General features: G+C 64.9%; 13 protein-coding genes and 1 pseudogene. 2 read left to right on the forward strand and 12 right to left on the reverse strand.

Going from position 1 to position 13,792, the window contains the following annotated elements; all coding sequences use genetic code 11:
* Positions 1-58 precede the first annotated feature (58 nt).
* Together OKW38_RS26295 and OKW38_RS26300 are read right to left on the reverse strand one after the other, a co-directional pair.
* Positions 59-1,111, reverse strand: coding sequence for a rod shape-determining protein (locus tag OKW38_RS26295; RefSeq protein WP_184031269.1), 1,053 nt, complete (start codon positions 1,109-1,111; stop codon positions 59-61).
* Between the two features lie 189 nt (positions 1,112-1,300).
* On the reverse strand, positions 1,301-1,963 hold the full coding sequence (locus tag OKW38_RS26300) for an alpha/beta hydrolase (protein ID WP_429363867.1): 663 nt from the start codon (positions 1,961-1,963) through the stop codon (positions 1,301-1,303).
* 293 nt (positions 1,964-2,256) lie between these two features.
* On the opposite strand from OKW38_RS26300, the gene OKW38_RS26305 reads away from it, so the two are divergent.
* Complete coding sequence (locus tag OKW38_RS26305; RefSeq protein WP_429333776.1) at positions 2,257-3,858, forward strand: DHA2 family efflux MFS transporter permease subunit; 1,602 nt, start codon at positions 2,257-2,259, stop codon at positions 3,856-3,858.
* A 54-nt stretch (positions 3,859-3,912) separates the two neighbouring features.
* Here OKW38_RS26305 and OKW38_RS26310 read toward each other — a convergent pair whose 3' ends face one another.
* The 8 genes and pseudogenes from OKW38_RS26310 to OKW38_RS26345 all read right to left on the reverse strand — a co-directional run bounded on the left by OKW38_RS26310 (position 3,913) and on the right by OKW38_RS26345 (position 11,647).
* Positions 3,913-4,695: an AraC family transcriptional regulator gene (locus OKW38_RS26310; RefSeq protein WP_429363869.1), complete on the reverse strand. Its 783-nt coding sequence runs from the start codon at positions 4,693-4,695 to the stop codon at positions 3,913-3,915.
* 312 nt (positions 4,696-5,007) lie between these two features.
* Positions 5,008-6,523 (reverse strand): annotated as a pseudogene (locus OKW38_RS26315) (alginate export family protein).
* Between the two features lie 92 nt (positions 6,524-6,615).
* A complete protein-coding gene (locus OKW38_RS26320) occupies positions 6,616-7,311 on the reverse strand; it encodes a YoaK family protein (RefSeq protein WP_429363870.1) in 696 nt (231 codons plus the stop codon).
* Positions 7,308-8,222 (reverse strand): glyoxalase, encoded by a 915-nt coding sequence (locus OKW38_RS26325; RefSeq protein ID WP_429363872.1) that lies wholly within the window; start codon positions 8,220-8,222, stop codon positions 7,308-7,310. The genes OKW38_RS26320 and OKW38_RS26325 overlap by 4 nt, the downstream gene beginning before the upstream one ends.
* A gap of 40 nt (positions 8,223-8,262) precedes the next feature.
* Positions 8,263-8,709 carry a DoxX family protein gene (locus OKW38_RS26330; RefSeq protein ID WP_429363874.1) on the reverse strand — a complete coding sequence of 149 codons (447 nt, stop codon included), beginning with the start codon at positions 8,707-8,709 and terminating at the stop codon, positions 8,263-8,265.
* Position 8,710: 1 nt separating this feature from the next.
* Positions 8,711-10,600, reverse strand: coding sequence for an amidohydrolase (locus OKW38_RS26335; RefSeq protein WP_429363876.1), 1,890 nt, complete (start codon positions 10,598-10,600; stop codon positions 8,711-8,713).
* A 28-nt stretch (positions 10,601-10,628) separates the two neighbouring features.
* The gene (locus tag OKW38_RS26340) at positions 10,629-10,796 is read right to left on the reverse strand and encodes a DUF1427 family protein (RefSeq protein ID WP_184062561.1); all 168 of its coding nucleotides are present in this window, start codon (positions 10,794-10,796) and stop codon (positions 10,629-10,631) included.
* A 164-nt stretch (positions 10,797-10,960) separates the two neighbouring features.
* The gene (locus OKW38_RS26345) at positions 10,961-11,647 is read right to left on the reverse strand and encodes a hydrolase (protein WP_184031324.1); all 687 of its coding nucleotides are present in this window, start codon (positions 11,645-11,647) and stop codon (positions 10,961-10,963) included.
* Positions 11,648-11,932: 285 nt separating this feature from the next.
* Between OKW38_RS26345 and OKW38_RS26350 the strand changes: the two genes are divergently transcribed.
* Positions 11,933-12,214, forward strand: coding sequence for a XapX domain-containing protein (locus tag OKW38_RS26350; RefSeq protein WP_429363878.1), 282 nt, complete (start codon positions 11,933-11,935; stop codon positions 12,212-12,214).
* 8 nt (positions 12,215-12,222) lie between these two features.
* Here OKW38_RS26350 and OKW38_RS26355 read toward each other — a convergent pair whose 3' ends face one another.
* Both OKW38_RS26355 and OKW38_RS26360 read right to left on the reverse strand, forming a co-directional pair.
* Positions 12,223-12,549, reverse strand: a complete 327-nt coding sequence (locus tag OKW38_RS26355) for a hypothetical protein (RefSeq protein WP_429363880.1) — start codon at positions 12,547-12,549, stop codon at positions 12,223-12,225.
* 189 nt (positions 12,550-12,738) lie between these two features.
* Entirely contained in the window at positions 12,739-13,734 is a 996-nt protein-coding gene (locus tag OKW38_RS26360) for an alpha/beta fold hydrolase (protein WP_429363882.1), read from the reverse strand.
* Positions 13,735-13,792 lie beyond the last annotated feature (58 nt).

Genomic DNA, 13,792 nt, shown 5'->3' on the forward strand with positions numbered 1-13,792 from the left:
TACCTTGCCACCGAATGCCGGGTTTTTGCCGAGCTGTAGTGAAGCCCTTATCCACCGCTCACGCGTCCCCGGCTTCGTCCACCCACCCCGCCGCGGCCGCCGCGCCCGCGCCGCGCACCGCGCAGGTCAGCGGTTCGTCGGCGACGTGCACGTCAAGGCCGATTTCCCGGCTCAAACGCCGCCCCAGATTGCGCAGCAGCGCGCCGCCACCGGTCAGCACGATGCCCTTGTGCGCGATGTCCGTCACGAGTTCGGCGGGAGCCAATTCGAGCCCGCGCTTCACCGCGCCGATCACCTGACTCAGCGGCCCTTCGATCGCCTCCGAAATATCGCGGTTGCTCAACTGCACCGTGCGCGGTAACCCATCGTCGACGCTGCGGCCGGTTGCGTTCATCTGCTCGAGCGGCACGTCGTGCACGGCCGAGCCGATGGCTCTCTTGACGTGCTCGGCGGTCTGCTCGCCGAGCAGCACGCCATACAGATTGCGCACGTAGCCGATGATCGCCGCGTCGAAATTGTCACCGCCGACGCGCACCGAGCCACTATACGCGGTGCCGCCCAGCGCGATCACGCCGACCTCGGTGGTGCCGCCGCCGATGTCGACCACCATCGAGCCGGTCGGGTCGCCCACCGGCAGGCCCGCGCCGAGCGCCGACGCGAGCGATTCGCCGATCAGGCTGACCTTCCACGCGCCAGCCGCCTCGGCCGCTTCGCGGATCGCGCGGCGCTCGACGTGGGTCGCGGAGGCCGGCACGCACAGCGTGAATGCCGCGCGCCGGCTGAAGAGCGAACGCGGCCGCGCCATGTCGACGAATTGCTTGATCATGTGTTCGGCGGCGGAGAAATTGGCGATGACGCCGTGGCGCATCGGCCGCACCGCTTCCAGATTGCGCGGCACGCGGCCGAGCAGCTGGCGCGCCTCGGCGCCGATCGCGGCGATCCGCTTCGACCCGCTCGCGGGCTGCGTCTCGAAGCACACGACGGACGGCTGGTTCAGCACGATGCCGCCGTCGTCGGTATAGATAAGGGTGTTGGCCGTGCCGAGATCCACCGCCACGGCGTGGCGGAACAGTCGCTCAAAGAGCGGGTAATGCGGCGTCGGTCTGGCCATATGCAGGCTCTGATGTGTCGTTATGCGCCGTCCAAGGCGGTCTGGAAATGCGCCCCCGGTACCCCGAAGCCGCGCGACACGCCCCGCTGGGCGTTGCGCTTCCCGCACGGCGGGGGTGATTTTCAAGCTATTGCCCATATGACGGCAAGCCCATCAGAATCTTTAGGGCCACTTTCTAGTGGGTTTGTGTCAATCGCGCGACAGCTCGCCCAGTGCGCGTTCCAGCGCGTCACGGCCGAGCGCGACGGCGTCGGCGGTGATCGTGTGGCCGACGCCGGGCAGCACGTAGGCGTCGACCGCATAGCCGGCGGAGTTGAAAGCGTCGGCCGCGGATTCGAGTTCGCGCACCGGGATCACCTCGTCGTTCTCGCCGTGGACGAGCGTGAGCGGCGTCGCGCGGTTCGACGACACGATCGGCGAGGCGAGCCGCCCCGAATACGCGACGACGCCGGCCGCGCCCTCAACGCTCGACGCGACGTGATGCAGCGCCATGATCGAACCTTGCGAGAAGCCGACCAGCGCAAGCCGATCGAAAGACAGCTGCCAATGCGCGAGCTCGGCGTCGAGCACGCGGCGCAGCGCCGGATAGGCGGCGGCGACGCGCGCCTCGCGGTTCGCCGCGCCGACGTCGCGCAGGCTGAACCACTGGCGGCCGCCGAAGCCGCCGTCGAACGGATCGGTGCCGTCGAGCGACACGAACGCCGTGCCGGGCAGCTCCTCGCTCCAGATGTCGGCGAGCGGCATCAGATCGCGCGCGTTGCTGCCGACGCCGTGCATCAGCACGACGAGGCTCGTCGCGGGCGCGTTTTGCGGCGCGCGCCGCCAGCCGTGTTCGAATTGTTGCCAGCTCATGGTGGGGTCCTTTTTTCCGTGGGATTGGGTGTACGTTTCGGCCTTTGCTGACGCAGCCTCAGCCGCGAGCATACGCCGCGTGCCGCGTTCGCGCCGTCGGGCGCCGCATCGGCTGCTGCCGTGGCCGGCGCCGGCCGGCGATTGCGGGTATGCTTTTGCGCATCGACGGACCCGCCGCCGCGGTGCACGGTCCACGGCATCCTGCGCCGACCACGCATTGCGAATCGCGCGCCCTCGCCGTCCGTCCTCACGCCGTTCGCGCCGTCCGCCGCAAAACCTCCGGAGAACGCCTTTTGAGCCAGCCCAACGCCGCGCCTGATTCCGCGTCGCCGCCGCCTCAGCCACCCGCGCCACCGTCACCGCCCGCGCCTCTCGAAGGCGGCCGGCTGGTTCTCGCGACGATCGCCGTCGCGCTCGCCACGTTCATGAACGTGCTCGACACGTCGATCGCGAACGTCGCGATTCCGACCATTTCCGGCAACCTCGGCGTCTCGGTCGACGAAGGCACGTGGGTGATCACCGTGTTCGCGGCCTCCAACGCGGTGGCGATTCCGCTGACCGGCTGGCTCACGCAGCGCATCGGCCAGGTGAAGCTGTTCGTCGGCGCGATCCTGTCCTTCACGCTCGCGTCATGGCTGTGCGGCATCGCGCCGACGCTGCCGATCCTGCTGCTGGCGCGGGTATTCCAGGGCGCGGTGGCCGGGCCGCTGATTCCGTTGTCGCAGGCGATCCTGCTCGGCTCGTATCCGAAGGAGAAGTCGTCGACCGCGCTCGCGCTGTGGGCGATGACCGCCACCGTCGGCCCGATCGCGGGCCCGGCGCTAGGCGGCTGGATCACCGACAGTTACAGCTGGTCGTGGATCTTCTACATCAACATCCCGGTCGGCCTGTTCGCGGCCGGCGTCACGTGGATGATCTACCGCACCCGCGAATCGCCGACGCGCAAGCCACCGATCGACGTGGTCGGTCTCGGCCTGCTGATCACGTGGGTCGCGTCGCTGCAGATCATGCTCGACAAGGGCAAGGATCTCGACTGGTTCTCGTCGCCGGTGATCGCGATTCTCGGCCTCGTCGCGCTGATCAGCTTTGCGTTTTTCCTCGTATGGGAGCTGACCGAGGAGCACCCGATCGTCGATCTGCGGCTTTTTCAGCAGCGCAATTTTCTCGGCGGCACGATCGCGATTTCGATCGCCTACGGGGTATTTTTCGGCAATCTCGTGCTGCTGCCGCAATGGATGCAGGAGTACCTGAACTACCGTTCGATCGACGCCGGCCTCGTCACCGCACCGCTCGGCATCTTCGCGATCATTCTTGCGCCGATACTCGGCCGCGTGCTGCCGCACTCGGACGCGCGCGTGATTTCGACGGTCGCGTTCGTCGGCTTCGCGATCGTGTTCTATATGCGCTCGAAGTACGTGATCGAGATCGATACGTGGCACCTCGTGCTGCCGACGCTGCTGCAAGGCATTCCGATGGCGCTGTTCTTCGTGCCGCTAACGGCGATCATCCTGTCCGGCCAGCCGCAGAGCCGGATTCCGGCGGCGGCGGGGCTGTCGAATTTCGTGCGGGTGTTCTGCGGCGCGGTGGGCACGTCGATCGCGGGTACCGCGTGGAACAACCGCACGATACTGCATCATGTGCGGCTCACCGAGCAGGCGTCGGTCGACAACCCGCTGTTCACGCAGCAGATCGACAACACGCAGTCGGTGCTGCATCTGAATCCACAATCGGCGAATGCGCTGTTCGATTTCACCGTGAACACGCAGGCCGCGATGATGGGCCTGAACGACGTCTTCTATGTGTCGGCGATCATCTTCGTGCTGATCATTCCGCTGATCTGGATCACGCGGCCGGCCAAGGGCGGAGGTGGACCGGATGCGGCCGGCGCTCATTGAGGCAGATTCGTTTTCGCGCGACGGCGACGCTCGCGCGGTGGCCACGAAGCGGCGTCAGCGGAAATAGCGCGCCGGCGTGTCGCCGAACGCATCGCGAAACACCGCGATAAACGACGACACGTCGTTATAGCCGACTTCGAGCGCCACCTGCGTGACGTTCTCACCGGCACCCAGATGTTCGAGCGCGGCCAGCAGACGCAACTGCTGGCGCCATTGACCGAAGGTCTGCCCCGTTTCCTTCGCGAACAATCGCGCGGCCGTGCGCGCGGTCACGCCCGCAGCCGCGGCGAGTTCCTCCAGCACCAGCGATTGCGCGGGATTCGCGCTGAGCGCCTCGGCGATGCGCCGCGCGCGCGGATCGCCTGGCCAGTTCAAGCCAAGCGGCGCGGCGGGCAAGCCGGCGACGCGATCCAGCAGCACCTGCAGCAGACGGCGGGCGGGTTCATCGGGCGTGTGATCGTGCGGCAGATCGGCCGCGGCGGCGAGCAGCGCCTGCACCAGGGTGTCGGGGATCAGCGCGCCGGTCTGCGCGGGCAGCGGCGCGTCGGCGGAGTCGGCGGTGGCGTCTATTGCGGCATCGGTTGCGACGTAGAGCGAATACGACTGCACCGGCCGCGTCGCGTGCAGGCAGTGCAGCGTATTCGCGGCGATCCACAGCGCGCGGGCGGGCGGCACGACCCAACGGCCGGATGCCGTGCGCACGGTCAGCACGCCTTCGCTGACATGAATCAGACGCGCGCGCCGATACGCGCGCCACGGCTCGTCCAGCGTCGCATGGCGCTCGCCGACCACGAAGACCGCTTGCTCGATGCCGTCCGGATCGAAGGCTTCCGTCATGGTGTCTGCTCTGACGCGGGACGTCCGCGAAGGGAGCAAGATTAGCACGCGCGCGGGGCCCGGCTGCGAGGCGGGCTAACAGGGGCTCGCCACCGTGAGCGCGCAACCCGCCTAAAGCGGGCAGCTCAAAAATCTCTCGAAGGCGATGTTAACTTTCTCGGCAAGCTGTTAGCCTTGAGCACCTGAACAACGAGCCCCTTCGTCAATCGGGCCAGCCGTAGTCAGAGCCTGAACGAGGTTGACAAATGGCGCGATCCCCGGCAACGCTGCTCGCGCCGCCGGGATCGCCACGAGCCTGATCGCCGACAAGTCCTACCACCCGTACTTGAGTTCGACGCCGGCGTAGTCGGCATTGCGGCCGCCCGCCTCACGAATCGCGTTTCCCACCTGGAAGTGCACGGCTTCGACCGAACCTACCAGATTTGCCGCAATCGTCCAGTCCGCGCGCAACTGCACATACATGCCGGTCCACCGGCTGCCCTTGCCCGCCGTGCCCGGCACTGGCTGATTCGGCTGCTGGTACAACGGCGTCGCCGGTCGTCTCGCGCCACTGGAAGCCCAGCGCGCCAAGCAGCGTGAGATTGGCCGAAGGCTTGAGCGTGATGGATGGTTTGATGTGGATCAGGTTCGCGTAGCCCGTATAGCCTGCGAGCGTGAAGTAATAGCCGTTCGGAAATAGCGGATTGAAGGTCTCGAGCCGCCCATCATGCGGGTGCCGGTCGCCAGAGGCAGCGTCGATCTGCACCGCGACGCGCGGCGTCCACGGCAGGTCGAGCTTGTAACCCGCGAGCGAGCCGACCGCCCACGCGAGAACCGTACTATTACCGACCGTTCCCGTCTGCAGCATCGCCTCGGCATCCCAGTCGACGCGGCCGCGCGTGCCGAAATAATGCAGGTCCCAGACGTCGCGGTGCTCAGAACCTTGAGCGTCGAGGTATCGCGCGTTGGTGTTGTTGTAGCGCGACCAGTAGCCGGACATATCACCCGGCCCGACGGATTGGCGCTCGAAACGCACGCCGCTGAAAGTGAGATTGCGGTTCGACACGTCGTCGAACACCGTCGCGTTACGGTACTGCACGGGCTGCGTCGCGTAGGCGATAAAGCGCCACTTCTGGTATTCGTAGTCTGCCCAGATGGCATCGAACGCCTGTCGTACGTTCGGGCCATCGCGTACGGCAATGAAACGCTGCAAGTCGAATGCCATTTCCTGGCGGCCAACGCGAAACTTGAACGTACCGCCGCCGACCGCTCCGGTGTAGGCCACGAATGCCTGCTCGAGATCGAGCGGATTCTTGTCCACCGGCGTGACCACGTTCTTGCCAAACGCCCGCGCATCCACGAGTTGCACGAAAAACTGCCAGTGCTCGGCGAGATGTGCATCGGCATGCACTTCGATGCGCTGAATCAGATACGTATCCGACTGCGCAGAGCCGATACCGAACAGCGGGGCGTCATTGGTTTCGATACGCTCACGCAGGTTCGCGCCAAGCGACAGATATGAGGCGGGGTCGCCGCCGAGCGGAATGTACTTGAGGCTGTCGAGTGGCTTGCGCGGAACGCAGGGGTTCGCAAGCACCGACCAGTCCTCCTGCCAGCGGTTGAACATCACGGCAGGACGTTTGACGTTGCACGCGTCGGTCGTTGTGGCGTCATTCACCACCGTGCCAGTGGTCGCGCCGGCCGAGTCAGCCGCGAGGCTTGCACCTGCAACCGGTTGCGCCGCCGTATCCGCGAACGCTGCATCGGCGCCCATCAGCAACAGCCCGGCGATGGCCGTCAAGCGCGCGGCCTTCTCGAATCGACGCCCGCGCGTCGTGCTCGATACCATGGATTTCTTTGCCTGTGTCCGCTTGTGTTTGTGTTTGCCCGTCCCGCTCACGCGCGGGGCCTGAGCGGGATGATTCCCTGCGCCGCCTGGATTCATGAGTGCCCCGGCGCGATTGCGCGCTCATGCTCTCCCGTGGTCACCGCGAGCCCGACGAGGGCGCACGCCGGCGCAAGCAGCGCCCAGAAGCCCATGTAGACCACCCCCAGTGCCCCGGCCACCGCGCTAACCGCAAACGCGACAATGGCCGGCATCATCGACCCGAAGCGCGAGCGCGCCGCGGCGCGCTCGCTGTCGACCGTGCCCGGCGACAGCATGTCGATCACGTCCAGAACGGCTTGCGTGACGTTGCCCGTCATTACGGTATTCGGCACGCCAGGGCGCTGGATCAGGCGCGGATGCGCATTCTGCACACCCATCGCGAACGCACCCACGACGCCGGCCACGATGACAGGCAAGCTGTCGGGCCGGCTGACCGGCGTCGCCCATACGCCGGCGAGGCAAAAGCCGACGATCAGCACGGCCTGCACCGCATAGAGCAGGCGTGCGCCCTGACGCGCATGCCCCTGCGAGAGCCAACGCACGAGCAGGCTGCTGAGAACGACCCCGCCGATAAACGCGGGGAACACGATCAGCTTGAGCAGAACGCCCTGCCCCGAGCCGGCGATGCCGGCGCCAATCAACACGAAGTTGCCCGTCACGTGTGCGGTGAACAGACCGAACAGTGCAACGAAGCTCAGCGTGTCGACAAAGCCGGCGATCGCGGCAAGGATCGTGTCCTCGGACTTCATTGCGCCGCGCCTGCGTGAATTTCGGCGATATAGCCGCCCGGGAACTGCACGACCGCGGCATCACGCCCGGCCGAGGTGAACGGCGGCACCAGCACATTGACGCCAGCGGCCTTCGCCTTTTGAAGCGTATCGGCCAGATTCGATACTTCGTAGCCGGTCACTTCGCGCCCGAACGGGTAAGGCAGATGACCGTCCGTCACGAGCACGGTCATCTTGCCGAACGGCGATTCGATTCGAATGCGGCGATAGGTGTCGTCAGGTCTGCCGATCTCGACACCCGGCGCCTTCAGGTCATCGGACACCACCTTGCCGTGCGAGAATTTGACGAAATCGTGAACCAGCTTGTGCACGCTTTGCGGCGACACGTAGACCCGATTCTCGGGAATGGTCTGCAGCTTGTCGTAGTGCGGGGCCTCGGTGTGCCAGTAGAGCTGAATGTTGGTACCACCCGGCCACGTGATGATCGCATCGCGGCCGATCGGGTCGGGGAACGTATCGACGATCACATCGGCACCGAGTGCACGCGCCGACTTCACCGCCGCGTCCATGTCCGTCACGAGGTAGCCCGTGCGCTCCGCGCCGAAGGGATACGGCATGGGCGTCTTGAAGCCGAACACGGAGATCGTGCCTGCCGGGGTAAATACGAGCTGCGACATCGTCTGACTCGGTGTCGGCGTGACCTGGAACACACCCTGCTTCGACTTGCTGCCGCCGAACGTCGCCACGAAGCTGTCGGTGAAGCGGTCGAAGTCCTCTGGCGCCACGTATACGTGCGTCGTGTCGTACTGCGGACCGACTGCGACCGACGGCGCTTCGACCGGCGCTACGGGCGCCTTCGCGAAAGAAACGGGCGCGGCGACGAGACCGCCCGCGATCATCAGGGCAACTAAGGCAGTGCGAATTGGTTTCATAGCGGAATTTCCTTGATATTTCATCGTACTGATCAATCGGTCAGGCGCGGTTCTCGCCGGCCGGACGCTGCGAATCGCCAAGCAGGATCGCGAGCACGAGCCCCGCGATCAGTCCCAGATGCTCGAAAAAACTGTTGAGCGCCATGAAGCGCTCGACACCGACATGGTTCCAGAAGTCGTTGGCAACCAGCATCGCGACGACGGTCAGCATGCCGAGGCCGCCTGCGCCGATCCACGCGAAGCGGCGCAATACCACGCACAGCGAGCCGACGATCTCTACCGCCACCGCGAGCGCTGCCCAGAGGGCGGCCCGGTGCAGGCCGAAATGCGCCTGCTCCGCAATTGCGCCCTCGAAGTTCAGCGCTTTGGTGACACCGCCGATGAGGTAGGCGGACACGAGCGCAAGGCGCACGAGCGGCCCAACCCACGGCGGCGATAGCAGCGCACGAACCCATGCGGGGTTGCTGCTGCCGTTCCATATCGTCATGTCAGATCGCCCAGCAAGAGCAGCCGAATGCACCCCAGAAGCCCTTTGCATCCGAAGTCGGCAATGCACTGGCCCACGCGCTCGCATGCGCATGGCCGTGCACATTGCAGGCGCTCGCGCAGGCGCACATCGCCGCGGCAGCGGCGCGTCCGAGCGGCGCGCCCTCGCGCTGCGTAGCGCCCCAGCCGCCATAGCCGCCGTATTGGCGCACCGGCGACCAGTCCGGCATTGCAGGCGGGATTGGCTGATCGTGTTGCGAGAATGGGCCCGCGCCCCAGACGATCTTTCCGCCGACCACCGTGAGCAATGCGGTGGTGCCGGCAATGTCGTCCTCCGCGCACGAGAAGAAGTCGCGGTCCGGAACCATGAGGTCGGCAAGCTGCCCGGGCACCATGCGCCCTTTCTTGCCCTCTTCGTTCGAGAACCAGGTGACGTGCTCCGTCCACATGCGCAGCGCGGTATCGCGATCGAGCAGGTTACGTTGCGGATACATCCGCAGACCGCCGACTGTCTTGCCGCTCACGAGCCATGCGAGCGACACCCACGGGTTGTACGACGCGACGCGCGTCGCATCGGTGCCGGCCGAGACCTTGATGCCCTTCTCGAGCATTCTCGCGACGGGCGGCGTGGCTTGTGCCGCTTGCGCGCCATAGCGCTCGACGAAATACTCGCCCTGATAGGCCATGCGATGCTGAACCGCGATGCCGCCACCCAGCGCCGCAATGCGATCCATCGATCGCTCGGAAACGGTTTCCGCATGGTCGAAGAACCAGTTGATTCCGTCGAGCGGAATATCCTTGTTGACCTTCTCGAACACATCGAGCGCACGGCTGATGGTTTCGTCATAGGTCGCATGCAGGCGCCACGGCCAGCGGTTCTGTGCGAGTACCCGCACCACGCCTTCGAGTTCGCCCTCCATTCCGGGCGGCAGTTCGGGGCGCGCCACGCGGAAGTCCTCGAAGTCGGCCGCCGAAAACACCAGCATTTCACCCGCACCGTTGTGGCGGAAGTAGTCCGAACCATCGTGATACTTGACCGAGCCGGTCCAGTTCACGAAGTCTTCCTTTTCGGCCTTCGGCTTTTGCGTGAAGAGGTTGTACGCGATGCGCACCGTCATCTCGCCCGCATCATGGAGCTTGCGGATGACTTCGTAATCGTCCGGGTAGTTCTGCGAGCCGCCGCCGGCATCGATCGCGCCGGTCACGCCAAGGCGGTTGAGTTCGCGCATGAAATGACGCGTCGAATTGTATTGATACTCCAGCGGCAGCTTCGGGCCTTTCGCGAGTGTCGCGTAGAGGATCGACGCATTGGGGTTCGCCAGCAGCAGCCCGGTGGGGTTGCCCGCGCTGTCGCGCATGATCGTGCCGCCCGGCGGCTCCGGCGTATCCTTCGTGTAGCCCACCACGCGCAACGCGGCGGCATTGAGCAGCGCCCGGTCGTACAGATGCAGGATGAAGACCGGCGTATCCGGCGCGACGGCGTTCAGCTCATCGAGCGTCGGCAGCCGCTTCTCTTCGAATTGGTGCTCGGTGAAGCCGCCGACCACGCGCACCCATTGCGGCGCGGGCGTGATCGCAACCTGCTGCTTGAGCATCTCCATGGCAACGGCGAGCGAGCGCACGCCGTCCCAGCGCAGCTCCATGTTGTAGTTCAGACCGCCGCGGATCAAATGCAGGTGATTGTCGATGAGGCCTGGCAGCACCGGCCGGCCACCGAGATCGATAACTTTGGTCGCGCGGCCCGCGAGCGGCATGACGTCGGTATCGCTGCCGACCGCGACGAAGCGGCCATCGGCAATCGCCACGGCACTGGCGATCGGGTTCGAACGATCCAGCGTGGTGAACCGTCCGTTGTGCAAAATGAGATCGGGATGGGTAGCGGTTGCGCTCATTTGCGTTTCCTCGTTTCTATCAGTTCGATTAAAAGCCCAACAATTGCCTCAGGGATGGAACGGCCTGTGCGCCGATCAACATGCCAAGCAGGCCGATGAGGGCAACGAGCGGAGGCGCGGGCGAGCGGACCTTGATCACGCTGTAGATCACGCCTATCAGCATCCCTGCACCGAGGGACACCAGATAAGATTCCATACGATCAGTCTCTCCGTGAGATTGGAATGCTGATGCGAGACCTCGCGGTTCAACCCGCGTACCTCGCGGGGAATGCACTGCAGCGCAGCGATCGGCAGACCGCGTGCGCTGCCGCCGACTTCACGCGGAGCGCATCGCCCCGATTTCGGCGATCGCGGAGGCGATTAGCGGGCCGGTACAGCCGGCAGCACCTCGTGCGGCGTAGCCGTGCGCTGCGCTGCCTTATGGACCATCGTGTACGCGTAGTCGACGCCCATGCCGTACGCGCCCGAATGTTCCTTCGCGATCGCCATCACGGCGTCGTAGGTCGCGCGGTGAGCCCAGTCACGCTGCCATTCGAGCAATACCTGCTGCCACGTGACGGGCACGGCGCCCGCCTGGACCATGCGCTGCATCGCGAAGTCGTGCGCGTCTTTCGACGTGCCCCCCGATGCGTCGGCCACCATGTAGATCTCGTAGTCGCCTTCGAGCATGGCGCAGAGCGCGAACGTCGTGTTGCAGACCTCGGTCCACAGACCCGCCACGACCACCTTCTTGCGGCCATTCGCGGCGAGCGCGTCGCGTACCTTCTGGTCGTCCCACGAATTCATCGACGTGCGTTCGAGTACCTTGTGCTCGGGGAACACGTCGAGCAGTTCCGGATACGTGTAACCCGAGAAGCTTTGCGACTCGACCGTGGTGATCGTGGTCGGAACGTTGAACACCTTGGCCGCCTTGGCCAGACCGACGACGTTGTTCTTCAGCACCTGGCGGTCGATCGACTGAACGCCGAACGCCATTTGCGGTTGGTGATCGATGATGATCAGTTGGCTGTTCTGAGGAGTGAGAACTTCGAGCTTCGAATTGTTCATGACGGGTATGTCCTTTGAACCGGAGAGAGGAGGAAGCCGCCATGCCGGCATGACCGGCAGGCGTCCAATGTGCATTGGCGCTGGGCAATTCGACATCCAGCTCCGGTTATTTGACACGCAAGGACAGAGCAGCAACAACTAAAAAGGGATTAAATTTTATTGCCCAAAGAATTAATCTTAAAAGCTCTTAATTGATATTTTCTTAATCCAGAGTAGCCGGTAGTCTTTCCACGAATTCGCTGGGTAGATCCTGTAACGGGACAGGTCGTCAATGAGACTCGCACTATGAAACCGTATATCCTTTCCTTGTTGGCCGGCATCCTTGCCGGGGTCGTCTACGGTGCGATCGGCGTGCAATCGCCGGCCCCGCCCACCATTGCGCTGACGGGCCTGCTCGGCATGCTGGCCGGCGAGCAGATACTTCCCCTCGCACGCAAGGTGCTCTCCGGTTACAAGTTGGGTGCCGCATGGCGCGAGGCGAAATGCAGCCAGCACATGTTCGGCTCGCTGCCAGGCGCTCAAGGCTCCAACGCGGCCGCCAGGGACCAGCAGTCATCCTCATTCTGAGCGGCGCTTCACCGAAGCCGCGGTAAATTCGAGGCGGTTGTCTTCACGGCGGTCTTGCTGCGGCGGAGCAGCTTGACCTGGGACTGCCCGATGTCACTCCATGTCTGCTCCGCTCGACGCACGGCGCAATCAAACGACTCGTCTTCCACCGTGCAGCGACCGTCTACCGTGATCAGCCACCCCTTGCGCGTACGCGTGCAACTCACGCGTCCGTCTTCCATGAGGTCGGCGTACCAGCGCCAGACACGCGCATCGTCAGCGTTCGCACGAACGGCGGCAGCGAGACGCGCGATCTCGAGGCTATGCGGGTGCGAGCCTTGCAGTTTCAAACCCATTTCATTCCCTTTTCGAAGCCACTCAAAACTGGGCACTCACGCATACCCCGTCGCACGGCGGGGTATGGTGGTCGCGATTGGCATCGAGCTTAGGCGACGCGCGCCTGAAAGTCCTTGTGACAAGCTGAAGAGTTCTGAACAGACGCGCGTTGCCTCGCAGGCGCGTCACGCAGATCTCGTCGTAGCGCCTCAGGACTTGAGAAACGCGAGCAGGTCCGCATTGACCTGAACGACGTGCGTGCTGCACATGCCGTGCGGCGCGCCCTTGTACACCTTGAGCGTCGCGTTCTTGACGATCTTCGCCGAGAGCTTCGCCGAATCGTCGATCGGCACGATCTGGTCGTCGTCGCCGTGCAGGATCAGCGTGGGCACGCTGATCTTCTTGAGGTCGTCGGTGTAGTCGACTTCAGAGAATTGCTTGATGCACTCGTACTGGCCTTTGATCGAACCGGCCATGCCCTGGCGCCAGAAGTCCTGCACGAGGCCCTGCGAGACTTTCGCGTCGGGGCGGTTGAAGCCGTAGAACGGCGTGGCCAGATCCAGATAGAACTGCGAGCGGTTCGCCGCCACGCCGGCGCGGATGTTGTCGAACACCGACATCGGCAGACCGTTCGGATTGTTCGCAGACTTGACCATTTGCGGCGGCACTGCGCCGATCAGCACGGCCTTCGCCACGCGCTTTTCGCCATGGCGGCCGATGTAATGCGCCACCTCGCCGCCGCCCGTGAAATGGCCCACGAGCATCGCGCCCTTCACGTCGAGCGCGTCCAGCACAGCCGCGAGATCGTCGGCGTAGGTGTTCATGTCGTTGCCCTCGGACGGCTGGCCCGAACGGCCATGGCCGCGGCGGTCGTGCGCGATCACCCGGTAGCCCTGATTCACCAGGAAGAGCATCTGCGCGTCCCACGCGTCAGCCGAGAGCGGCCAGCCGTGCGAGAAGACGACCGGCATGCCCGTGCCCCAGTCCTTGAAGAAGATCTGCGTGCCGTCCTTCGCGCTCACGTAGTTGCCGCCGTGATGATGCGAGGTGCCGTGCGTATGCGCCGAACCGCCCGTCACGGACGCGGTTGCGTTCGCGGACAGGCTCGACATGGCGGCCACGGCGCCCGCCATGCCCGCACTTGCCGAAAGCAGCCTGCGGCGGGACGCCGAAGGCCTGGTCGAATCGATTTGCTGGGTGTTCATGCTAAATCTCCGTCGTTGCATCGCCGCGCGCGGGCGTGGCGACGACCTTGCGTGTTCA

The organism is Paraburkholderia sp. MM5496-R1, from assembly GCF_050436205.1.
GTDB classification, from domain to species: domain Bacteria; phylum Pseudomonadota; class Gammaproteobacteria; order Burkholderiales; family Burkholderiaceae; genus Paraburkholderia; species Paraburkholderia tuberum.

What these genes read in the sequence shown, in the direction of transcription:
- OKW38_RS26310 (WP_429363869.1), bottom strand. Translation starts at nt 4,695, where the DNA reads ATGACGGAAGCCTTCGATCCGGACGGCATCGAGCAAGCGGTCTTCGTG.
- OKW38_RS26340 (WP_184062561.1), bottom strand. Translation starts at nt 10,796, where the DNA reads ATGGAATCTTATCTGGTGTCCCTCGGTGCAGGGATGCTGATAGGCGTG.
- OKW38_RS26345 (WP_184031324.1), bottom strand. Translation starts at nt 11,647, where the DNA reads ATGAACAATTCGAAGCTCGAAGTTCTCACTCCTCAGAACAGCCAACTG.
- OKW38_RS26325 (WP_429363872.1), bottom strand. Translation starts at nt 8,222, where the DNA reads ATGAAACCAATTCGCACTGCCTTAGTTGCCCTGATGATCGCGGGCGGT.
- OKW38_RS26360 (WP_429363882.1), bottom strand. Translation starts at nt 13,734, where the DNA reads ATGAACACCCAGCAAATCGATTCGACCAGGCCTTCGGCGTCCCGCCGC.
- OKW38_RS26335 (WP_429363876.1), bottom strand. Translation starts at nt 10,600, where the DNA reads ATGAGCGCAACCGCTACCCATCCCGATCTCATTTTGCACAACGGACGG.
- OKW38_RS26320 (WP_429363870.1), bottom strand. Translation starts at nt 7,311, where the DNA reads ATGAAGTCCGAGGACACGATCCTTGCCGCGATCGCCGGCTTTGTCGAC.
- OKW38_RS26300 (WP_429363867.1), bottom strand. Translation starts at nt 1,963, where the DNA reads ATGAGCTGGCAACAATTCGAACACGGCTGGCGGCGCGCGCCGCAAAAC.
- OKW38_RS26295 (WP_184031269.1), bottom strand. Translation starts at nt 1,111, where the DNA reads ATGGCCAGACCGACGCCGCATTACCCGCTCTTTGAGCGACTGTTCCGC.
- OKW38_RS26330 (WP_429363874.1), bottom strand. Translation starts at nt 8,709, where the DNA reads ATGACGATATGGAACGGCAGCAGCAACCCCGCATGGGTTCGTGCGCTG.
- OKW38_RS26355 (WP_429363880.1), bottom strand. Translation starts at nt 12,549, where the DNA reads ATGGGTTTGAAACTGCAAGGCTCGCACCCGCATAGCCTCGAGATCGCG.
- OKW38_RS26350 (WP_429363878.1), top strand. Translation starts at nt 11,933, where the DNA reads ATGAAACCGTATATCCTTTCCTTGTTGGCCGGCATCCTTGCCGGGGTC.